The following is a 16,714-nucleotide window of genomic DNA, read 5'->3' as shown; positions in this document are numbered from 1 at the left end:
CTGGCTTCTTAGGCGCCACGGCGCATCACCTGCTCCTTGCTGGTCCGCTGGACGGGTACGCGGGGCAGGAGTCGGATCACCGCCCCGCAGTGGCAGATTGCACCAGATGGCGGCTGCTCGACGGCCATTCGCTCCAGTACCAGCCGCAGGGCCCACAGGCGGCATGCCTCGGAGAGGTGGGCGGGGAGCGTGATGGTGTTGGTGTCGCCGTCGTAGTGGCGGTAGGTGTTAGTTGGTGCGCTGGTGAAGCGGATGCGGATGCACATGCGTGTGACCCCCCGTAGGCAGGCGGACGGGATGTCAGCCGCGGGGGAGGACGTGGCCGTGTGACCAAAAATCTACCGTGCGTTAGATGAATATGCGACCACTCTGCGTTCGAAACGTGCACGGATTTTCACATGGAGTGAAGGAGTCCATTCGTGTTGGACTCGTGGACGCACCAGAGGGTTGTACGTCGCGGCGTGACTTTCTCACTGCGAGTTGGAGGCCGCCCATGCGCGCATCTGGATCAGCGCCAACTTCTGCTGCTCCGGGGTGAGTTCGGCGAAGGTGTCGCGCAGCTCGGCCTCGACGTCGTCCGACAGGTTGCCGGGCGTCCGACGGCCGGCGGCGGCGAAGATCTCATCCCGGGTGAACCGGGGGTAGGCCTCGGCGAGCTTCTCAAGGAGCGCTCGGCGGGGGCCCTTGGCGCTGCCGCGCTTGCGGTGGACCCAGGCGTTCACGGTGGCTGGGGACGCGTCGATGGCGCGCGCGATTTCGGACTCGTTGACCCCGTAGGTGTCTTTGAGCCGCTGGATCAGCTGCGCGAGATCCTCGCTGGCGGTTTGCCCCTCGTACTCCACGGGGTAAGAGTGCCCGCTGATCTTCTACTTTTGCAAGTGAAAGTAGCAGCAATGGCCAGAATGAGTGCAGCGCGCGACCTCCCCGTCACGCACCGCGCATCTGGCATATGCCAGGGATAATAGAACACCCTTGCGATACCCGTACGGCAGCCCGCCAAACCTGAGTACCCCTCACGGAGACTCACCGAAACTCATTGACAGAGTTCAACTGACACAGTAGAAATGTGTCAACGGCGGCGCACACCGCGCCGCACCGCCCCACTACATACGAGGCGAACGATGACCAACCTGCTCCGCAAGGGCGCCGGCCAGCCAATCCGAGACGCGATGAAGCGCCGGGGGCTGACCGCCGAGACGCTCGCGGGGGCCACCAGGGCGGTCGACGCGACGGGGCGAGGCATCAGCCTCGCGACCGTCAACAAGGTGGCAGGCCGCGGCGAGACCGCCGTAGATGCCTGTCGACCGCGTACCGCGTGGCTCATCACCGTCGCGCTCGACGAGCGGATCCATTCGCTCTTCGACATGCCTGGAGTTTCAACAACCACAGTAGAAAGGTAGCGCCTCATGGCGACGCTCGCCGAGCGAACCGAGACCCTCCGACCGGTCGGCGTGGCCCCGCTGCTGACAACCGACCAGCTCATGGCCCTCTACGGGGTCTCGAACTGGACGGTGAACCAGTGGGTGCAGCGCGGGTGCCCTGTCGAGCCGACCGCGTTCCGCGGCCGCCGCTTCGACCTCGGCGCCGTCCGCGCCTGGATGGCCGGCCAGCAGCCGGCCGCCGCCTGACCCAAGCACAAAGGGGCCGCCCGGACGGCCATCCGGAACGACCCCGGCATTCCTCACCAACACGAGAAACGAGGAACACCATGCACCACCAGCCTACCGACCTTCCCCGCGGAGACCGCCATACGGTCCGCGTCGTCGGTATCACCATCCCGCAGGCCCGCCCGGGCACCGTCGAAGCGGTGCTTCTCGCAGCGGCCAGCGTCATCCAGGTCCGGGGTCTCCACCACGGGGACTACGTGGCCGACCCGTTCAACTGGAACACCGAGACCGGGTTCCCGGCGTGCCTGCGGCCGATGTCCGCGGTCGGTGCGATCCGGTACGCGGCAACGGGCAGCCCGCAGGCGACGTCGCAGCTCGCCGACACGGCGGTGCACTTCCTGGCCCTGTCGCTCGATGGCGGCCCGGTCTGGACGGACCCGTTCAGCCTGGAGCGGCATGTCGAGGACTGGTCGGACGGTCTGTCCGCGGCCGAGGTTGTGGCGGCGCTGGAGCTTACGGCGACGGCCCCGGAGCGTGCGGCATGAACGTGCACCGAGTGAACGCTGCGGCGGGGGTCATCCACGCCGCGATGGAGAAGGGCAAGATCCTGCCGGCCAACGCCGCGTACGCCCTGGAGGCGGCTGGGTTGCTCCAGTCCCCGGAGTCGGCCGCCGAGCTGGCCCAGCTGCGGGAGCAGGCGGCCAGCCTGCGGCAGGAGATCTACGACATCCGTCTGCGTCGAGATGACGCCCGCGCTGGACGCGAGGACGCGGAGCGCGAGGCAGACCGGCTGCGGAAGCGGGTCGCCGAACTGGAGGGCGCAACCGCCTTCGAGGTGCCCCGCCCCGGCAACGCCTTTCCTCTGCTCGTGCAGCGCAGCTACGGCCACACCGACCGCTGGTCCATCTGCGACCGGGAGGGACGGCGCTGGACCCGTCACGTGGGTTGGTGCCCGGAGTTCGGCGGAATCGCTGACGAGCACCTCCGCGACGACGCCCGTTTCACGCTCGCCGAGGCTCTGCCGCTCGCCCGGCGGCTGGCCGCCGAGGACCCGCACGACTCGCTGCTGCACCACACGTACCGGCTCGGCCACGACCTCCCGGAGATGCCCCGTGGCTGACCGCGAAATCACCCCGTACGGCTGCCGCCACTGCGGCGTCCCCCAGGGCGAGCACGGACGCCAGTACCTCCCCAAGGTCGGCGTACACGCCTGGGACGCGCCGACCGACCGCCAGATCCTCGCCCGCATGCAGATCCGCCGCCGCCTCGCCAGGGGGAACCAGTGAGCAACCTGCCCGTGGACGGCCCCCACCGGATCGGCGTCTACCCGCTGCCCGGCGGCGCCCGTATCGACATCAGCCACTACCTGACCAGCGTGATCCTGTCGCTGGCCGAGGCCGCGGCCGAGGACGGCGGCACCCTCCTCGAGGAACTCCGGGAGATCGCCGACGCGCACTCGGCTTCGACCGGCGCCGACTCGCACGCCGCGCACCAGCGGGACCAGCTCGTAACGGACCTTCTCGACGGCCTCGGCCACGAGGGTTCGATGACCGTGTACGGGCCCGGGGTGGAGCGTCTCGCAGATGCGCTACTGCGGGCCGTCCGGCCGCGGCTGGTGCCCGGGCAGCGGGGTGCCGCGTGAGCGCCGCCCGCCTTCAGGCGATCCGCGAGCTGTTCGTGCAGCAGCCGGGCCCGCTCCGTACCGGGCAGGTCTGGCAGTACTGCAAGGCCAACGGCCTGGCGCCGTGCCGTGCGACCGTCCGCCGGGACCTGGAGCAGCTCACCGCTCAGGGGTTGCTGCGGCCGGAGGGGCCGGAGAACGACCGCGTGTACTGGCTGCGCCGCTTCGGCGGTGGCCGATGACCGAGACCGTGCAGGCCGGGGCCCACGCCCCGGCCGCCGGCCGCCGGGTCACCCCGACCGGCCGACTCATCCTCTCCGCCGACGCCGACCGCGCCGACTGGCTCACCGCCCGCCGCTCCGGCATCGGCTCCAGCGACGTCCCTGCCATCCTCGGCCTGATCGACCTCAACCCGCCCATGAAGGTCTACCTCGACAAAACCGGCCACGACGTGGACAACGCAGGTGAGGCCGCCTACTGGGGCACCGTTAACGAGGAACCCGTCGCACGCCGCTGGGCCATGCAGAACCGCAGCAACGTCCGCCGGGTGGGGCTCGTCGCCCACGTCGACCACCCGCACTGGATGACCACCCTCGACCGGCGCGTCCTCAAGTGCCCACTCGCCGAGGACGAGCAGGACGTCTGCGCGCTGGAGGTCAAGACCCGCTCCGCGTTCAAGGCCGCCCAGTGGCACGCCGGCGCCCCAGACGACGTCCTCGCGCAGGTGCTGTGGCAGATCATCGTCTGCGGCTACCGGCACATGCACTACGCCGTCCTGATCGGCGGAAACGAGTACCACCAGGGCACGATCCGCGCGGACCAGTACACGGACGTCATGGCCGACATCACTACGGCCGTGGACCGGTTCTGGTTCGAGCACGTACAGCCTCAGGTGCCGCCGCCGGTGACCGGTGACGGCGAGGCCCTGACTCGGCTGTTCCGCCGCCTGCACCCGACCCGCTCCGGCGAGGTCGACATCGACCGCCACGACGACGCCCTCGACGCCCTCCTCGACTACGGCCGCCACCAGCGCGCCGAGGCCGCGGAGAAGCGGGCGAAGAACGCGGCGAAGGCCCGGATGATCGCCGCCCTCGGCTCGGCGCAGGCCGCGCTGATCGGCGGCGAACGCGCCTACTCCCTGGAGCCGTCCAACGCGGCCCCGAAGGTCGATTTGGAGCAGCTGGCCGAGCGCTGGCCCGACGCCTACGCGGCGTGCGTCGCCCCGAACCCGACCGAACGCATCGACATCGCACCGCAGTACAAGGGGGTCAACTGATGGGTCTGCGCGAGAACGCAGCCGCGGCCGCGCGCCGCACCGTGGCCGAGCAGGAGCAGGCTACCGACGTCCGCGAGGCGCCGAACCTGACCGAACCGGACCTCGGCGACCTCACCAAGGACGCCGCACCCACCACCAGCGCCATCACCGCGTGGTCGCGGGTCATGGGCGAGGTCCGGGCCATCGGGAAGAACGAACGCTTCGACGGCGGCCGGGCCGGAAAGTTCAACTTCCGCGGCATCGAGACCGCGCTGAACTCCTTCGGGCCGGCCTGCCGCAAGCACGGTGTCCTCGTAATTCAGCACCGGGTGGAGACCGAGTACCGGGACATCACCACCAGCGGCGGCAGCAAGATGCGCGAGTGCACCGCTCTGGTGACCTTTCGCATCTACGGGCCCGATGGGTCGTACTTCGACTCGCAGGCCGCCGGCGAGGCGTCCGACTCCGGCGGGCGGTCCACGCCGAAGGCCCAGTCGATCGCACTGCGCACGCTGCTGATCAACAACGGATTGGTCCCGACGGAGGACCGCGACGCGGACGCCGTGCACTTCGAGCGGGCGGAGAGCCCCGTCCGTCCCGCCGTCTCGTACCTGGACGAGATCTGCGACCCGCGCACCAGCGCCGGGCGCCTGCGGCAGATCCATCACGAGTTGAACACCACGCGGCAGCTCGGCGCGCTCGTCACCAACGAGGTCGGCGACGAGGAGCGGATCGGCGAGATGGTCGTGCGCATCGGCAAGGAGCGCGCCGCGGGGGGTGCTTCGTGAGCTGGCACCTGGGCCGCATGTGCGGCTTCGACCTGGAGACCACCGGCATCGACGTCGAGCAGGACCGCATCGTCACCGCCTGCGTCGTCCAGTGCGGCGGCGGCCAGCCCACCGACTCCGCGTCGTGGCTCGCCGACCCCGGCATCGACATTCCGCAGCAGGCCGCCGACGTCCACGGCATCACCACCGAACGGGCCCGCGCCGAGGGCAAGCCGGCCGCCGAGGTCGTCTCCGACGTCCTGGCGGCGCTCGGCCAGGTCATCGCCGCCGGGGTTCCGGTCGTCGCGATGAACGCCGCCTACGACCTGACCCTGTTGGACCGCGAGGCCCGCAGGTACGGGCTGCCGCCGCTCCCTGCTGGGCCGGTCATCGACCCGTACGTCCTCGACAGGCACATCGACCGCTACCGCAAGGGCGGCCGCAAGCTCGTCGACCTGTGCGCCCACTACGGGGTGCCGATCGGTGACGCGCACACCGCGGACGCCGACGCGATCGCCGCGTGCCGGGTCGCCTGGCGGATCGGCAGCACCCGGCCCGACATGGCCGCGCTGCCCCTGGCGACGCTCCACGGCCAACAGGCCGCGTGGGCCGCCGAGCAGGCCGCGTCGCTTCAGGAGTACTTCCGCCGCAAGGACCCGAACGCCGTGGTCCGCGGCGAGTGGCCGCTCATCCCCCACCAGCAGGACGGAGACCAGTGATGCCCATTTCCGGACGCCGCCACCGTGCACTCGTCGAAGACAACGGCCGGCTCCTCGCCGAAAACGCCGAGCTCCTGAAGCAACTGACCGCCGTCACCGCGGAACGGGACGCCCGCGACGACATCATCCTCGAACTGTCCTTCCGCCCGAAGGCCACCCAGGTCGAACCGCTGGGCTCCGGATGGGTCCCGGCGTCCTACGCCCGGGCCTCCGAGTCGGCCCGCGCGCTCCTCGCCGACCGGGTGGAACTGCTCCAGCAGGCCAACATGTCGCTGCCGGGGGTGGCCGCGTGAGCCTCACCGTGACCCCCGCGACCGGGATGCCTCAGCGGCTCCCGGCCGCGGGCACCACCCCCCGCAGCCTCGTCGTCGGCCTGGACCTGTCCCTCACCTCCACCGGCATCGCCGGAAACGGCTGGACCGCCAACGTCCGCACCAAGACCCGCGGTGACGCCCGCCTGCGGATCCTCCAGATCGCCATCGCCGACTACATCAAGCAGGCCGACCTCGTCGTGATGGAGGGCCCGTCCTACGGGCACGCCCACCTCGCCGGCCACGAGGACCTCGCCGGGCTGCGGGTCCTGGTCCGGCAGTACTGCTACCGGCACCACATCCCCTACGCGGTGATGCCGCCGTCGTCGCTGAAGGTCTACGCGACGGGCAACGGCCGGGCCTCGAAGGACGGTGTTCGGGCCGCGATCACCGACCGGTACGGCTACCTGACCGAAGGCGCCGCCCGCTACGACGAGGCCGACGCCTACGCCGCGATGGCCGCGGGCTACGACTGGCTCGGCCAGCCCCTCAAGTCCGTCCCCGAGTCCCACCGGCGCGCTCTGGACGGCTGCGCCTGGCCCGAGTTCCTCACCGGAGGTGCCCTGTGAAGCCGACCCTGTCCCTGCCCGAGTGGATGACGCAGGGGCTGTGCGCTCAGACCGACCCGGACCAGTTCTTCCCCGAGAAGGGCGGCTCCGCCGTCGAAGCCAAGAAGGTCTGCATGGCCTGCGAGGTCCGCGCCGACTGCTTGAGCTACGCCCTCTCCAACGACGAGCGGTTCGGCGTTTGGGGCGGCCTGTCCGAGCGTGAGCGCCGCCGCCTGCGGTCCGGTTCCCGCGAGCCGCGGACCCCGCACGAGCCGGCGGAGTGCGGCACCGAGGCGGCCTACCGGCGCCACCAGCGGCTCGGCGAGGAAATCGACGAGGACTGTGAGGAGGCCTACCGGGCCGCCTACATCGCCCGGAACGCCGCGCGGGCCGCTGCTCGGGCGGCGCAGCGAGCAGTCGCGGCATGACCGGCCGCCCGTGCGACGTCCCTGGCGCTGACCACGACGGCACAGCCCGCCTGTACCCCTGCGGGTGGCGCTGCACCGCCCACGCCCCGCAGGCCCGCACTACCCCCGCCGAGACCCCGCCCACCCCGGCCGCCGCCCCCACGCGGCGGGCAGCCCGGCCCGCCGAGGACCCGTACCGGATCACCAGCGCCCTCCTCATCGACTGCGGCACCGGCATCGAGATCAAGGACGGCGACCGCGCCGGCCAGATCTGGTGGAAGGCCAACCCGCGCGCCCGCTACGAGTGCGTCGCCTGCCAGTGGCGTTCCGAGATCGTCACCGGCCCGATCGCAGTCCAGACGTTCGTCTCCCACATCCGCGACACCCACCGGGCCACCTGCACGGGAGCCCCTACCGAAGGAGCACAAGCCGCATGAGCACCCCGATCCGCGTTGACGCCACCGTCAAGTTCGACACCAAGGTCCTCGCCGACCCGGCCGAAGCCCTCGAACCGTTCTCCTCCGAGATGTTCAAGCAGCGCCGCGGCCGCTGGATGGCAATCGTCGAGCTCGCCCACGTCGAGCGCACCGAGCCCGGCCCCGACGAGGACAAGGACCCCACGGTCAAGATCCGCGTCACCCAGATCGAGGTCGCCGCGGACGCCGTCACCGACGAGCACCTGCGCCACCTCCTCCGCGACTTCTACACCCGGCGCACCAGCGACGGCACCCTCGACGAGCACGCGGCCTGATGAGCCGGCCTGGCAGCGCGGGAGCCGACGACTCCCGGTGCCCGCGCTGCCGGGCCCCCATCCTCCGCCAACTCGTCGGCCGGATCGCCGCCCTGACCGTCACCGCGGACCTCACCCCGCTGACCCCGAGCCAGCAGGCCGAGCTACGCGAACCCAACCGGCTGATCTGGTGCCTCAGAGGCGGCGACCACACGACCCGCCGCCTCGCCTGGACCGGCCGCGACCACCCCGCCAACTGCCCCCACCCGCACGTCACCGAACACCGCTGCACCACCGAACCCGACACCCTGTTCTGAGGAGCACCGCCTGTGGAGAACGTCCGCCCCTTCCCGCACCAGGCGGACCACGGCCTCACCAGCAGCGTCCCCCGGGACGACGAGGCCGAGGCCCTCGTCATCAGCGCGATCATGTTCGATGCCGACGCCTACCGCGCCGCCGCCGAACGCCTCGACAGCAGCGACCTGTTCAAGCCCGGCCACCGACTCATCTGGGACACCGTCGCCGGCCTCGTCGCCCTCGGAACCCCGCCGCACCCCGTGTTGGTCAGGGCCGAGATCGAACGACAGGGCCGCCTCCGCGAGGTGGACGGCGGGCAGCTCATCACCTGGCTCAGCTCCGACCACCTGCACGCCACCCTCGTCCCGCACGTCGCCGACGAGGTGTACGAAGCCGCCCGCAAGCGCCGCTACGACGCCCACGCCAACGCGCTCAAGGCCGCCGTCATCGCCGGGGCCAGCGCCGAGGACCTTGAAAAGCTCGTCGACGTCTTCCACCAGGGCGAGCAGCTCCGCGAGTCCACCGGCCACGGGCCTGCCCACCTCACCAGTGCGCTCCTCGACTGGAACGACTTCTTCACCACCGATTTCGGGGCCGTGCAGCTGCTCCTCGGCAAGCTCATGGGCCCCGGCCAGCAGATCGCCCTGGTCGGCGACGGCAAGGCCGGCAAGTCCCTGTTCTGCCAGGAGTGGATGTGGCGCATGGCCACGGGCCAGCCGTTCCTCGACGACCCCGCGGCCGAGCCGGTACGCATCCTGTACCTCGACGCGGAGAACGGGCAGGAGCAGGTCCAGGAGCGGTTCCTGTCGTTCGGCGGCGGTATCGGCCGCATGGGCGAGCTGCGGTACGCGAGCTTCCCGCCCGTACGCCCCCTGGACACCCCCGGCGGCGGCGCCGACGTCCTCGCCCTGGTGAAGGCCACGAACGCCGAGTTGGTCGTCATCGACACCGTGTCCCGGTTCATCAGCGGACCCGAGAACGACGCCGACACCTGGCTGTCGCTGTACCGGCACACCCTCCTGCCGCTGAAGCGCGACCGCATCGGCTCCGTACGCCTCGACCACTTCGGGAAGGACAAGGAGCGCGGCGGCCGCGGCTCCTCCGCCAAGACCCAAGACGTAGACCACGTATGGGAGTTGTCCTCACAGGGCGGCGGCGCGCTGTCCCTGAAGCGGACCCACACCCGCACCGGAATCGGTCCGGACCAGTTCTCCCTCGTGCGCCAGGCACGCCGTGACGGCGACAACTGGGCGATCGGCGGGACCCGTCACATCGTCATGACCTGGGACCTGGAGCAGGAGTTCCCCGAGGGGTCCGTCGAGTGGCTGATTCAGCAGATCGACGCTCTCGGAGTGCCGGAGGACGCCGGCAATCCGCAGACCATCGCGGCACTCGGGAAGGCCCGGATCCCGGCCGCGAAGGACAAGATTGCGGCCGCCGTTCGGATTCGGAAAAACCGGGACAACTTGGGTTCCCGGAATACCTTCCCGGAGCCCCTTCCTGAGGGGGTTCCCGGGGAACGTTCCCCGGGAACTTCAAAGGGATCGCAAAAACCCCAGGTCAGGCATTCCCCGGGAACCTCGGGGGAACCCTCGGGAACGCCTAGTTCCCCCCCTTCCCCCCCTCTGAAAGAGGGGAAGGGGGAGGAAGGCCCCGGATCGGAAGATCCACAACTCCCCCTCTGCACCATCTGCGGACGCTCCCTCACCACCGACTGGGCCGCACGCGGATACAACACCCACCTCGGCTGCGACCCCCGCACCGGCAGCCACCCCGACGCCGCCTGAAAGGCACCCCATGCCCCTCGCCCTCGACCTCTACAGCTGCGCCGGCGGCGCCGCCCGCGGCTACCACAACGCCGGCTTCAACATCCACGGCGTCGACATCATCGACCGCTCCGCCCGCTACCCGTACCGCTTCGAGCAGGGCGACGCCCTCGACATCCTCGACCGACTCATCCAAACCGGAGAGATCGAGCAGTACACGCTCATCCACGCCTCCCCGCCCTGCCAGTCCAAGTGCGCACTCACCGTCGGCACCAACACCTCCCGCGGCTGGGGTCGAGAGCACGTCGACCTCGTCGCCCCCACCCGGGAACTGCTGGAGAAGTCCGGCCGCCCCTACGTCATCGAACAACCCGACGGACAAGCCGACGTCCGCAAAGACGTCACCCTGTGCGGCGAAATGTTCGGCCTCGGCGTGCTCCGCCACCGGAACTTCGAACTCGGCGGCTGGACAGCAGCCCAACCCAAGCACCTCAAGCACCGCGGCCGAGTACGCGGCTGGCGCCACGGCAAATACCACGACGGCCCATACGTCGCCGCCTACGGCAAAGGCGGCGGCAAAGCCACCGTCCCCGAGATGCAGCAGGCCATGGGCATCGACTGGACCGACAACCACGAAGAACTCACCGAAGCCATCCCGCCGGCCTACGCGGAATGGCTCGGCCGCGCCTTCCTCACCCAGCACAACGCCACGTGAAAGGCCCCCATGACCGACCACCACACCGGCAACCACATCGGCCGCTCCTGGGCCGGACACGAACTCGAAGACGCCTGCCCCTGCCCCAAGGCCCCATGTGGCCTCGTCGTTCAGGACGGCATCACAGAGAACTGCGACGAGCACCACTGGACCGCCGCCAAGACCACACGCCAGTCACACCCAGCCGACACCTGCCCGGCCGCGTGACGGCCGTCACTCGGTTCCCCGAAACCCGCGCACAAGGAGCCCTCATGAACGAGCCCACCACCCTGATCGACTTCCGGACCGCCCCGCCCAAGCTCACCGTCACCGCCACCGCCTGGCAGGCCTGGTGGGAGGACGTCGAGATGTGGGACGGCTTCGTGCAGTACGCCGACCTCGACACCGCCAAGCACTGCGCCGCCGTCGCCTACGTCGAGGAGGAGTACGGCTGGGGACCCGAGGACGACCCGAGGGAAGGCGAGCCGCGCGAACCCGCGCCGGACACGCAGCTCACCTGGGTGTTCGAGCACAACCGTTGGTTCTTGATCGACGGCGGCAGGGGCACCGGCGTCCAGCTGTACCAGAGCAACACCTACGCCGCCGCCCAGTCCTGACCCGCCCCAACCCCGCAGGAGAGCCCTGATGAGCCACTTCGAGTACCGCGACGAGGACGGCGGCCACTTCACCGCGAAGCCGCTGCCCGGCGTCCCGTACATCCTGCTAACGACCGACCCCGACGGCTGCGCCGTGTCACTGGACCGGCTCGAGGAGGTCATCGCAGGGCAGCGCGACATGGCCCGCCAGGCCGGCGGCGCGCCCCCCTTCCGCCGCCGCCTCACCGAGCTGGAGCACACCGCAGCCTGGCACGCCATCGAGAGCACCGCCGGGGAGGACGGCGCCGACCCCGGGACTGTCCTGGCTGCTGTTCTGCGGGCGCTCGGCATCGACCCGCCCGGACAGGTCGCCCGCGACTGCCCTTCCTGCGAGGTCGGCATCGAGCACGACGCGCACTGCCCGACCCCCGAGACGCACAACTGGGGCTGCGGCTGCCCCACGGACGAACGGACCGCCCCGCCGCTGACCGCCATCGCTGGCACGCACCCGCCGGCCGGTGACCGAGGCTGCCAGTGCGTAGGGGACCTCACCTGCAACCCGTGCCTGCGCGCGCCGGTCGCCAAAGGGGCCGGAGCATGAGCCAGCAGCCCGCACCCGCTGTGCCCGACTTCCTCGTCGGCTACCTCGCCCAGCAGGACGCCTACCGCTTCACCGCGGTCAACGAGATGCTCCGCGGCTGCACCGAGCGCGAGGTACTCCTCATGAAGGAGGCCGCCGTCATGGGCTGGGTCCAAGGCCGCATGCACGCGGACCAGAAGATCCCGGGCGACCGGCAGATCCTGTTCACCGTGGCTGACGCCTGCCGTGCCTACGCCGACCTCTACCCGACGATCACCGGCTGGACCCCGGCCGACGACGAGGAAGACGAGGAGTAGGCCGTGCTGACCCTGCTCCTCGCCGCTGGCACCCTCACCGTCATCGCCGCCGCCGCGGTCGTCATGAGCCTCGCTCTCCGCCACGGCGAGGAGCAGGACCGGCAGACCCGCCACAGCAGCCCGCACGCCGCGTACTGGGGTACCGAGCGCCCGTACCCCGCCCGGCCGCTCCGGGCCCGCCACGCAGCCCCCCGCACGCCCTCCCGGGCCCGCACCGACCGACACGGAGACCACCCATGACCGATCCCACCGCCTACGAGCGGCTCCAGCAGGCAGCAGACAAGGCCAACGAGGGAGCGCACCTCCTCGCCATGACTGTCCTCCGAGACGTCCACCGCGAGTGCGCTGCCCTCGAAGACGTCTGGGCCGACCAGCGGTGCGCTGGCGCCGAGCACGTGCGCATGGTGCTCGCCCGGATCCGCGCAAAGCTCGCCCCGGCGACGGGCTCCGGGCCGCCCGTCGAGGACCAGGCGGCCCGGCTCGTGCGCCACCTGTTCGGCGACCAGCCTGACAGGAGCCAGCCGTGAGCGAGCCCGTAGCCCCCATCGACTGGGCACGCCACTACGCCGCGAGGCGCGAGCAGCAGCCCGCCCGGAAGCTCCTCGACCAGATGAGCGACGCCGAACTCGCCCACCTGTACGGCGAACGCGACCTCGCCGTCAGCCTCCTCGCCAGGGTGAGGGAGACGAGCGCGCGCCTCATCAACGAAGCCAACGCCCGCGCCGAGCAGGCCGAGGCCGCCATCGAACGCGTCCAAGAGACCGCCGCGTGCTGGGAGCAGATGCCCAGCGACCGCCACGTCTACATCCACGAGGCCGCCCGTACTCTCCGTGCTGCTCTCACCGAGCCCAAGGAGCCCCGACCGTGAGCACCTTCACCAGCCGCACCGTCACCACCACCCGCCGCGAATGGATCGTGCCTACAGGCCCGCGAGGCGCGGCACTCGGCGACATGCAGGCCGCCGTGCTCGTCGCAACCCAGGACTACCGGCACTACCACCTCGTCGAGGACCACGTGCAGCTGCCGGACGACGCGCTGGTGTTCACCACCACCGACGAGGCGATCGTCATCAGCTACACCGTCGAGCAGCCCGCCTGACAACGCGCGAGGGGCGCGCCTCACGTCTCCCCAGACAGGCGCGCCCCACAGGTGCCCCCAGCCTAGCCCGCACCAGCCACGGGAGCACCCATGCACACCACCAGCACCCACCTCCGCGACATCGCCCTCCGCTGGACCGACCTCCGCGACGCACTCGGCACACCCACCCAACTCGCCGCATTCGGCCTCGGACTCCGCAGCTACCTCGCCGCCCTCGACCACCACGACGCCGAGCAGGCCGCCTACGACCGAGCCCACGCCGCCCACCGCCGCAGCCAGGAACGCAACCCTGCACAGATCGGCCAGCGGCCCGTACCCGTCAGCCTCCGCGTCTACGACACCATGCGCGCCATCGAAGCCGCCCTCGCCGCATGCGCCGACGCCGTGGCCGCCGCCGTACAGATCGAGCCCGTACCGTTCGCCGGCCGCGACTGGCCCGCCGACGACCGCGCCCGCCGCAACGCCCGGGCCCGCGCCGACCTCGCCGACCCGCGCCGCTGGCGGTTCCGCGGCACCACCCCCTCCGCCCCGCACACCGCGCTGTGGCTGCTCGCCCGCATCGAGCACCGGCCCGGACCGTTCCGGGCGCTGACCGAGCAGCACCGCCGGCACATCGGCGCCGTTGCCCGGGGCGCCGCCGAGCGCATCGAGTCCGTGCTCGACCTCGCGGACGGCAGCCGACGGCTTGGCGCAGAGCACACGTGCCAGTGTGGCGGGACGATCGAGGTGTACGGCGGGGCCGGCGCCACACCGTGCGCACGCTGCAAGGGCTGCGGGGCGTTGTGGACCGAGGCCGGAGTCATCGCCGCGTAGGCAGCACGGAGCCCCCGATCCGCCAGGGACCGGGGGCTCCGTCACGCGCGGCTACTCGGCGGCCGGGGGCTTCAAGTCGGTGCGCTCGCCCGGGCGCACCTTGCGGGCACGGAAGTACGGCAGGGCGAGCCGGTAGTCGACCGCCTTCGAGCTGCCGACGGGCACGACCGGCGGGAAGTCCGGATCGGTCGCCGCGATCTTCGACAGCCGCTGATGGCTCATGGTCGGGACGATCCCGTCCTCGACCAGCCGGCGCGCCAGCGCTCTGAACGACACCATGTCAGGCCCTCCTTCGGGCTCGGTCATGGGCACCATCTTCCCTGACCTTGTTGCCACGTGGCAACAAGGTCGCTACGTTGGTTCCAGCACAACAGAACGGCCCCGGTCGGTGTGTGAGAGCCCGACCGGGGCCAGCCATCCACCTGCACGAACAGGGGACAGCCATGACCAACCGTATCCGCCCGCTCGGCCGCCGCGACAGTGCCCGCGCCCTCCTCGCCCGCCGCGCCCGCCGCGCCCTCGGACTGCCCGGGACCCTCGACATTCACCCCGAGCACGGCGAGACCCCGCTCCGCATCAGCCTCTGGTCCGTCCGCGAGCTCCAGGACGCCTACACCCACGTCGGCGGCGGCGCGGTGACCGCCCAGCAGGTCGAGCGGGCGGTCGACAACATCTCGTACACCGCCATCGAGATCACCCTCACCACGCGGATCCCCGGACTCGGCACGGTGCAGGCGTTCACCGAGTGGACCCCGGCCAGCGAGGCCTACGCGCTCACCCTGCCCGTCATCCAGGCACTCGGCGCCCCGGCTGGTCTGCGATGAGCGCCCGCCCGAACCAGACCGATGCGCCCACCGAGACGTGCCGCCGGCTCCTCCTCGACATCGCCAAGTACCTCCGCGTGTCGCGCCCCGCCGACGTCATGATCGAGGCGTCCCGCCTCTACCTCGCCTCCAGCCACGCCAACCGCTGGTACGGCCAGGACACCGCGACTGGCGCCGCCCATACCCGGCAGGTCCTCCAGCACGCGCCCGTGCCGCGACCCGGCCAGACGCGCGGCGAGTACGCGCTCATCCTGATCGACATCGCGCAGGCTGGCCGATGACCAGCCCGGCCGAGGTGACCGCCCGGCGCATCCCCGTGTTCCAGATGAGCCAGGCTGGCTCATCCCACCGCGAGATTGCCCGCCAACTGGAGCTCTCCCGAGCCACCGTGGCTCGCATCCTCGCCACGCCCCCGACCCAGCGGGAACGCCTGGCGCTCAGGGTGGCTCAGGCTGAAACCGCAGTGGCTCAGGCCGTTGCCGCAGCTCAGGCCGTTGAGGCAGCCAGGCCGGCCTACACCATGGCCGACGACGAGACAGCCCGGCGCTGGGGCGACGCCCTCCGAGCCGCCGCGGCTCAGCTAGTGAGCCAGGCTGGCGCATTCGCCGACTACTACCCGGCCACACTGGCCGACCATGCGTCACGAGGAGCGTCGTGATCACTCCCACCCTCGGGGCCGTTCTCTTCGGCCTGATCTTCCTCGTCTGGGAGATCGCCGTCTGGTACCCCGGCATCAAGGCGCTCCAGTCACAGCCGCTTCCCCAGCTCGGCGAGCTCCTTCCCTTCCTCCTCTGCTGGGGCATCGGCGCTCTCACCGTCATGGTCGTAGGCGGCATCGTCGGCTTCCTTGGCGACTTCGCCCTCTGGGGTCTTGGTGCCTTCGGTGACGGGCTCCTCATCTACGGCGTTGGCGCCCAGAGCGGCACAGCCCCCGGCTCCACCAGCGCCCCGCTCACCGAGGGCGGCCTGTTCATGACCGTGCTCGTCCTCGCCGGTTTCATCGCCCGCCGCCGACGCGGCGCCACCGGGTCAAAGTGGCGCGGCTGGCTCTCCGGCATCGGTCTCGGCCTGACCGGGAGCATCGCCAGGTACGCGGCCGTCCCGCTCGCTTCCGCCGCGAACCTGACCGGGGTCTGGCTCACCGGGATGATCTCGTGACCCCCGCCGAGCAGCCCCCGGCCGAGGGCGGTAGCCGGGCCGCGGGCGGCTGCGTCCTCGCCGTCGCCCTCACCGGCGCCGGATGCGTGGCCTACGCCGTACCGGAGACCGCCTATTACGTCACCGGGCTCCTTACCGCGGCCGGCATACGCAAGGCCCGCACATGGGTTGCCGCACGCCGGAACGGCGAGCAGCCGGACGACAAGCCCGTCAACATCGTCGCCGTGCTCCAGGACCTCGCCGCGGGAGGGGAACACGTCCGCCTCACCCAGCTTCAGCAAGCGGCCGGGCTCCCCGATACCAAGGCCGTCCGCGCCCTGCTCGCCGCCGTCGGGATCCCGATCCGCACGGGGGTACGCGCGGGCGGCCGCAATGGGCCCGGGGTTCATCACGCCGATGTGCCGCCCCTTCCCGGAGCCAGGAGCGGCACCCCTTCTGAGGGTTGTTTGTGCAGCTCAACGGCCAACGCCAACGCCGACAACGGTCAGCCGGAAGGGGTCGGGGAGGGGTTGCGTGTAGAAGCCATCGGCCACGCCGGAGCCGTCGTCCGCGTCCCGTCCGAGCTCCGCACGTACACCGTCACCAAGACCCCGTAGGAGACCCGCC

At 71.0% G+C, this 16,714-nt stretch carries 34 protein-coding genes and 1 pseudogene; 32 read left to right on the top strand and 3 right to left on the bottom strand.

Annotated features, from left to right (window positions below; translation table 11 throughout):
- Nucleotides 1-8 precede the first annotated feature (8 nt).
- Together AB5J51_RS27200 and AB5J51_RS27195 are read right to left on the bottom strand one after the other, a co-directional pair.
- Nucleotides 9-266, bottom strand: coding sequence for a hypothetical protein (locus AB5J51_RS27200; protein WP_369778882.1), 258 nt, complete (start codon nt 264-266; stop codon nt 9-11).
- Between the two features lie 204 nt (nt 267-470).
- On the bottom strand, nt 471-842 hold the full coding sequence (locus AB5J51_RS27195) for an XRE family transcriptional regulator (RefSeq protein ID WP_369778881.1): 372 nt from the start codon (nt 840-842) through the stop codon (nt 471-473).
- A gap of 279 nt (nt 843-1,121) precedes the next feature.
- Here AB5J51_RS27195 and AB5J51_RS27190 point away from each other — a divergent pair, with 279 nt between their 5' ends.
- The 27 genes and pseudogenes from AB5J51_RS27190 to AB5J51_RS27060 all read left to right on the top strand — a co-directional run bounded on the left by AB5J51_RS27190 (nt 1,122) and on the right by AB5J51_RS27060 (nt 14,126).
- Complete coding sequence (locus tag AB5J51_RS27190) at nt 1,122-1,400, top strand: XRE family transcriptional regulator (protein WP_369778880.1); 279 nt, start codon at nt 1,122-1,124, stop codon at nt 1,398-1,400.
- 6 nt (nt 1,401-1,406) lie between these two features.
- Nucleotides 1,407-1,628: a hypothetical protein gene (locus tag AB5J51_RS27185; RefSeq protein WP_369778879.1), complete on the top strand. Its 222-nt coding sequence runs from the start codon at nt 1,407-1,409 to the stop codon at nt 1,626-1,628.
- A gap of 80 nt (nt 1,629-1,708) precedes the next feature.
- Nucleotides 1,709-2,152, top strand: coding sequence for a hypothetical protein (locus AB5J51_RS27180; RefSeq protein WP_369778878.1), 444 nt, complete (start codon nt 1,709-1,711; stop codon nt 2,150-2,152).
- Complete coding sequence (locus AB5J51_RS27175; protein WP_369778877.1) at nt 2,149-2,727, top strand: hypothetical protein; 579 nt, start codon at nt 2,149-2,151, stop codon at nt 2,725-2,727. Before AB5J51_RS27180 ends, AB5J51_RS27175 begins: the two co-directional genes overlap by 4 nt.
- Nucleotides 2,720-2,893, top strand: coding sequence for a hypothetical protein (locus tag AB5J51_RS27170; RefSeq protein ID WP_369778876.1), 174 nt, complete (start codon nt 2,720-2,722; stop codon nt 2,891-2,893). Before AB5J51_RS27175 ends, AB5J51_RS27170 begins: the two co-directional genes overlap by 8 nt.
- Complete coding sequence (locus tag AB5J51_RS27165; RefSeq protein WP_369778875.1) at nt 2,890-3,249, top strand: hypothetical protein; 360 nt, start codon at nt 2,890-2,892, stop codon at nt 3,247-3,249. The genes AB5J51_RS27170 and AB5J51_RS27165 overlap by 4 nt, the downstream gene beginning before the upstream one ends.
- A complete protein-coding gene (locus AB5J51_RS27160; RefSeq protein ID WP_369778874.1) occupies nt 3,246-3,470 on the top strand; it encodes a DeoR family transcriptional regulator in 225 nt (74 codons plus the stop codon). The genes AB5J51_RS27165 and AB5J51_RS27160 overlap by 4 nt, the downstream gene beginning before the upstream one ends.
- Nucleotides 3,467-4,504 carry a YqaJ viral recombinase family protein gene (locus AB5J51_RS27155; protein ID WP_369778873.1) on the top strand — a complete coding sequence of 346 codons (1,038 nt, stop codon included), beginning with the start codon at nt 3,467-3,469 and terminating at the stop codon, nt 4,502-4,504. Before AB5J51_RS27160 ends, AB5J51_RS27155 begins: the two co-directional genes overlap by 4 nt.
- On the top strand, nt 4,504-5,271 hold the full coding sequence (locus AB5J51_RS27150) for an ERF family protein (RefSeq protein ID WP_369778872.1): 768 nt from the start codon (nt 4,504-4,506) through the stop codon (nt 5,269-5,271). Before AB5J51_RS27155 ends, AB5J51_RS27150 begins: the two co-directional genes overlap by 1 nt.
- On the top strand, nt 5,268-5,969 hold the full coding sequence (locus AB5J51_RS27145) for a 3'-5' exonuclease (RefSeq protein ID WP_369778871.1): 702 nt from the start codon (nt 5,268-5,270) through the stop codon (nt 5,967-5,969). Before AB5J51_RS27150 ends, AB5J51_RS27145 begins: the two co-directional genes overlap by 4 nt.
- Nucleotides 5,969-6,262, top strand: a complete 294-nt coding sequence (locus AB5J51_RS27140) for a hypothetical protein (protein ID WP_369778870.1) — start codon at nt 5,969-5,971, stop codon at nt 6,260-6,262. Before AB5J51_RS27145 ends, AB5J51_RS27140 begins: the two co-directional genes overlap by 1 nt.
- The gene (locus AB5J51_RS27135) at nt 6,259-6,849 is read left to right on the top strand and encodes a hypothetical protein (RefSeq protein ID WP_369778869.1); all 591 of its coding nucleotides are present in this window, start codon (nt 6,259-6,261) and stop codon (nt 6,847-6,849) included. Before AB5J51_RS27140 ends, AB5J51_RS27135 begins: the two co-directional genes overlap by 4 nt.
- 26 nt (nt 6,850-6,875) lie before the next feature.
- Nucleotides 6,876-7,076 (top strand): annotated as a pseudogene (locus AB5J51_RS27130) (WhiB family transcriptional regulator); the annotation flags it as partial.
- Nucleotides 7,077-7,252: 176 nt separating this feature from the next.
- Nucleotides 7,253-7,672 (top strand): hypothetical protein, encoded by a 420-nt coding sequence (locus AB5J51_RS27125; protein ID WP_369778868.1) that lies wholly within the window; start codon nt 7,253-7,255, stop codon nt 7,670-7,672.
- On the top strand, nt 7,669-7,986 hold the full coding sequence (locus AB5J51_RS27120) for a hypothetical protein (protein ID WP_369778867.1): 318 nt from the start codon (nt 7,669-7,671) through the stop codon (nt 7,984-7,986). The genes AB5J51_RS27125 and AB5J51_RS27120 overlap by 4 nt, the downstream gene beginning before the upstream one ends.
- Nucleotides 7,986-8,282 (top strand): hypothetical protein, encoded by a 297-nt coding sequence (locus AB5J51_RS27115; protein WP_369778866.1) that lies wholly within the window; start codon nt 7,986-7,988, stop codon nt 8,280-8,282. The genes AB5J51_RS27120 and AB5J51_RS27115 overlap by 1 nt, the downstream gene beginning before the upstream one ends.
- A gap of 12 nt (nt 8,283-8,294) precedes the next feature.
- Complete coding sequence (locus tag AB5J51_RS27110) at nt 8,295-10,049, top strand: AAA family ATPase (protein ID WP_369778865.1); 1,755 nt, start codon at nt 8,295-8,297, stop codon at nt 10,047-10,049.
- A 10-nt stretch (nt 10,050-10,059) separates the two neighbouring features.
- Entirely contained in the window at nt 10,060-10,743 is a 684-nt protein-coding gene (locus AB5J51_RS27105) for a DNA methylase (RefSeq protein WP_369778864.1), read from the top strand.
- 9 nt (nt 10,744-10,752) lie between these two features.
- Nucleotides 10,753-10,950: a hypothetical protein gene (locus AB5J51_RS27100; protein ID WP_369778863.1), complete on the top strand. Its 198-nt coding sequence runs from the start codon at nt 10,753-10,755 to the stop codon at nt 10,948-10,950.
- 44 nt (nt 10,951-10,994) lie between these two features.
- Nucleotides 10,995-11,339 (top strand): hypothetical protein, encoded by a 345-nt coding sequence (locus AB5J51_RS27095; protein WP_369778862.1) that lies wholly within the window; start codon nt 10,995-10,997, stop codon nt 11,337-11,339.
- Between the two features lie 28 nt (nt 11,340-11,367).
- Entirely contained in the window at nt 11,368-11,919 is a 552-nt protein-coding gene (locus AB5J51_RS27090; protein WP_369778861.1) for a hypothetical protein, read from the top strand.
- Nucleotides 11,916-12,215 (top strand): hypothetical protein, encoded by a 300-nt coding sequence (locus tag AB5J51_RS27085; RefSeq protein ID WP_369778860.1) that lies wholly within the window; start codon nt 11,916-11,918, stop codon nt 12,213-12,215. Before AB5J51_RS27090 ends, AB5J51_RS27085 begins: the two co-directional genes overlap by 4 nt.
- Before the next feature lie 3 nt (nt 12,216-12,218).
- Nucleotides 12,219-12,455: a hypothetical protein gene (locus AB5J51_RS27080; protein ID WP_369778859.1), complete on the top strand. Its 237-nt coding sequence runs from the start codon at nt 12,219-12,221 to the stop codon at nt 12,453-12,455.
- Nucleotides 12,452-12,742, top strand: a complete 291-nt coding sequence (locus tag AB5J51_RS27075) for a hypothetical protein (RefSeq protein ID WP_369778858.1) — start codon at nt 12,452-12,454, stop codon at nt 12,740-12,742. The genes AB5J51_RS27080 and AB5J51_RS27075 overlap by 4 nt, the downstream gene beginning before the upstream one ends.
- A complete protein-coding gene (locus AB5J51_RS27070) occupies nt 12,739-13,083 on the top strand; it encodes a hypothetical protein (RefSeq protein ID WP_369778857.1) in 345 nt (114 codons plus the stop codon). The genes AB5J51_RS27075 and AB5J51_RS27070 overlap by 4 nt, the downstream gene beginning before the upstream one ends.
- A complete protein-coding gene (locus AB5J51_RS27065; protein ID WP_369778856.1) occupies nt 13,080-13,313 on the top strand; it encodes a hypothetical protein in 234 nt (77 codons plus the stop codon). The genes AB5J51_RS27070 and AB5J51_RS27065 overlap by 4 nt, the downstream gene beginning before the upstream one ends.
- Nucleotides 13,314-13,403: 90 nt before the next feature.
- Nucleotides 13,404-14,126: a hypothetical protein gene (locus AB5J51_RS27060; RefSeq protein WP_369778855.1), complete on the top strand. Its 723-nt coding sequence runs from the start codon at nt 13,404-13,406 to the stop codon at nt 14,124-14,126.
- 51 nt (nt 14,127-14,177) lie between these two features.
- Here AB5J51_RS27060 and AB5J51_RS27055 read toward each other — a convergent pair whose 3' ends face one another.
- Nucleotides 14,178-14,405 carry a hypothetical protein gene (locus tag AB5J51_RS27055; RefSeq protein ID WP_369778854.1) on the bottom strand — a complete coding sequence of 76 codons (228 nt, stop codon included), beginning with the start codon at nt 14,403-14,405 and terminating at the stop codon, nt 14,178-14,180.
- 164 nt (nt 14,406-14,569) lie between these two features.
- Here AB5J51_RS27055 and AB5J51_RS27050 point away from each other — a divergent pair, with 164 nt between their 5' ends.
- From AB5J51_RS27050 to AB5J51_RS27030, 5 genes are read left to right on the top strand one after another with little or no spacing between them, the layout of a single operon-like run.
- A complete protein-coding gene (locus AB5J51_RS27050) occupies nt 14,570-14,950 on the top strand; it encodes a hypothetical protein (RefSeq protein ID WP_369778853.1) in 381 nt (126 codons plus the stop codon).
- Nucleotides 14,947-15,231 (top strand): hypothetical protein, encoded by a 285-nt coding sequence (locus AB5J51_RS27045; RefSeq protein WP_369778852.1) that lies wholly within the window; start codon nt 14,947-14,949, stop codon nt 15,229-15,231. The genes AB5J51_RS27050 and AB5J51_RS27045 overlap by 4 nt, the downstream gene beginning before the upstream one ends.
- Entirely contained in the window at nt 15,228-15,608 is a 381-nt protein-coding gene (locus tag AB5J51_RS27040; protein ID WP_369778851.1) for a helix-turn-helix domain-containing protein, read from the top strand. The genes AB5J51_RS27045 and AB5J51_RS27040 overlap by 4 nt, the downstream gene beginning before the upstream one ends.
- On the top strand, nt 15,605-16,108 hold the full coding sequence (locus tag AB5J51_RS27035; protein WP_369778850.1) for a hypothetical protein: 504 nt from the start codon (nt 15,605-15,607) through the stop codon (nt 16,106-16,108). Before AB5J51_RS27040 ends, AB5J51_RS27035 begins: the two co-directional genes overlap by 4 nt.
- The gene (locus AB5J51_RS27030) at nt 16,105-16,704 is read left to right on the top strand and encodes a hypothetical protein (protein ID WP_369778849.1); all 600 of its coding nucleotides are present in this window, start codon (nt 16,105-16,107) and stop codon (nt 16,702-16,704) included. The genes AB5J51_RS27035 and AB5J51_RS27030 overlap by 4 nt, the downstream gene beginning before the upstream one ends.
- Nucleotides 16,705-16,714 lie beyond the last annotated feature (10 nt).

Source organism: Streptomyces sp. R33 (genome assembly GCF_041200175.1).
Taxonomy (GTDB): Bacteria; Actinomycetota; Actinomycetes; order Streptomycetales; family Streptomycetaceae; genus Streptomyces; species Streptomyces katrae_B.
The sequence above is the reverse complement of the archived record's forward strand: the minus strand, read 5'-3'. Positions and strand labels throughout refer to the sequence as shown.

Excerpts from the sequence above, each read along its gene's own strand:
- AB5J51_RS27095 (WP_369778862.1), top strand. The coding sequence starts at position 10,995 with ATGAACGAGCCCACCACCCTGATCGACTTCCGGACCGCCCCGCCCAAG.
- AB5J51_RS27185 (WP_369778879.1), top strand. The coding sequence starts at position 1,407 with ATGGCGACGCTCGCCGAGCGAACCGAGACCCTCCGACCGGTCGGCGTG.
- AB5J51_RS27085 (WP_369778860.1), top strand. The coding sequence starts at position 11,916 with ATGAGCCAGCAGCCCGCACCCGCTGTGCCCGACTTCCTCGTCGGCTAC.
- AB5J51_RS27190 (WP_369778880.1), top strand. The coding sequence starts at position 1,122 with ATGACCAACCTGCTCCGCAAGGGCGCCGGCCAGCCAATCCGAGACGCG.
- AB5J51_RS27200 (WP_369778882.1), bottom strand. The coding sequence starts at position 266 with ATGTGCATCCGCATCCGCTTCACCAGCGCACCAACTAACACCTACCGC.
- AB5J51_RS27175 (WP_369778877.1), top strand. The coding sequence starts at position 2,149 with ATGAACGTGCACCGAGTGAACGCTGCGGCGGGGGTCATCCACGCCGCG.
- AB5J51_RS27040 (WP_369778851.1), top strand. The coding sequence starts at position 15,228 with ATGACCAGCCCGGCCGAGGTGACCGCCCGGCGCATCCCCGTGTTCCAG.
- AB5J51_RS27115 (WP_369778866.1), top strand. The coding sequence starts at position 7,986 with ATGAGCCGGCCTGGCAGCGCGGGAGCCGACGACTCCCGGTGCCCGCGC.
- AB5J51_RS27055 (WP_369778854.1), bottom strand. The coding sequence starts at position 14,405 with ATGGTGTCGTTCAGAGCGCTGGCGCGCCGGCTGGTCGAGGACGGGATC.
- AB5J51_RS27120 (WP_369778867.1), top strand. The coding sequence starts at position 7,669 with ATGAGCACCCCGATCCGCGTTGACGCCACCGTCAAGTTCGACACCAAG.
- AB5J51_RS27125 (WP_369778868.1), top strand. The coding sequence starts at position 7,253 with ATGACCGGCCGCCCGTGCGACGTCCCTGGCGCTGACCACGACGGCACA.
- AB5J51_RS27155 (WP_369778873.1), top strand. The coding sequence starts at position 3,467 with ATGACCGAGACCGTGCAGGCCGGGGCCCACGCCCCGGCCGCCGGCCGC.
- AB5J51_RS27100 (WP_369778863.1), top strand. The coding sequence starts at position 10,753 with ATGACCGACCACCACACCGGCAACCACATCGGCCGCTCCTGGGCCGGA.
- AB5J51_RS27140 (WP_369778870.1), top strand. The coding sequence starts at position 5,969 with ATGCCCATTTCCGGACGCCGCCACCGTGCACTCGTCGAAGACAACGGC.
- AB5J51_RS27180 (WP_369778878.1), top strand. The coding sequence starts at position 1,709 with ATGCACCACCAGCCTACCGACCTTCCCCGCGGAGACCGCCATACGGTC.
- AB5J51_RS27060 (WP_369778855.1), top strand. The coding sequence starts at position 13,404 with ATGCACACCACCAGCACCCACCTCCGCGACATCGCCCTCCGCTGGACC.
- AB5J51_RS27075 (WP_369778858.1), top strand. The coding sequence starts at position 12,452 with ATGACCGATCCCACCGCCTACGAGCGGCTCCAGCAGGCAGCAGACAAG.
- AB5J51_RS27090 (WP_369778861.1), top strand. The coding sequence starts at position 11,368 with ATGAGCCACTTCGAGTACCGCGACGAGGACGGCGGCCACTTCACCGCG.
- AB5J51_RS27050 (WP_369778853.1), top strand. The coding sequence starts at position 14,570 with ATGACCAACCGTATCCGCCCGCTCGGCCGCCGCGACAGTGCCCGCGCC.
- AB5J51_RS27105 (WP_369778864.1), top strand. The coding sequence starts at position 10,060 with ATGCCCCTCGCCCTCGACCTCTACAGCTGCGCCGGCGGCGCCGCCCGC.
- AB5J51_RS27150 (WP_369778872.1), top strand. The coding sequence starts at position 4,504 with ATGGGTCTGCGCGAGAACGCAGCCGCGGCCGCGCGCCGCACCGTGGCC.
- AB5J51_RS27045 (WP_369778852.1), top strand. The coding sequence starts at position 14,947 with ATGAGCGCCCGCCCGAACCAGACCGATGCGCCCACCGAGACGTGCCGC.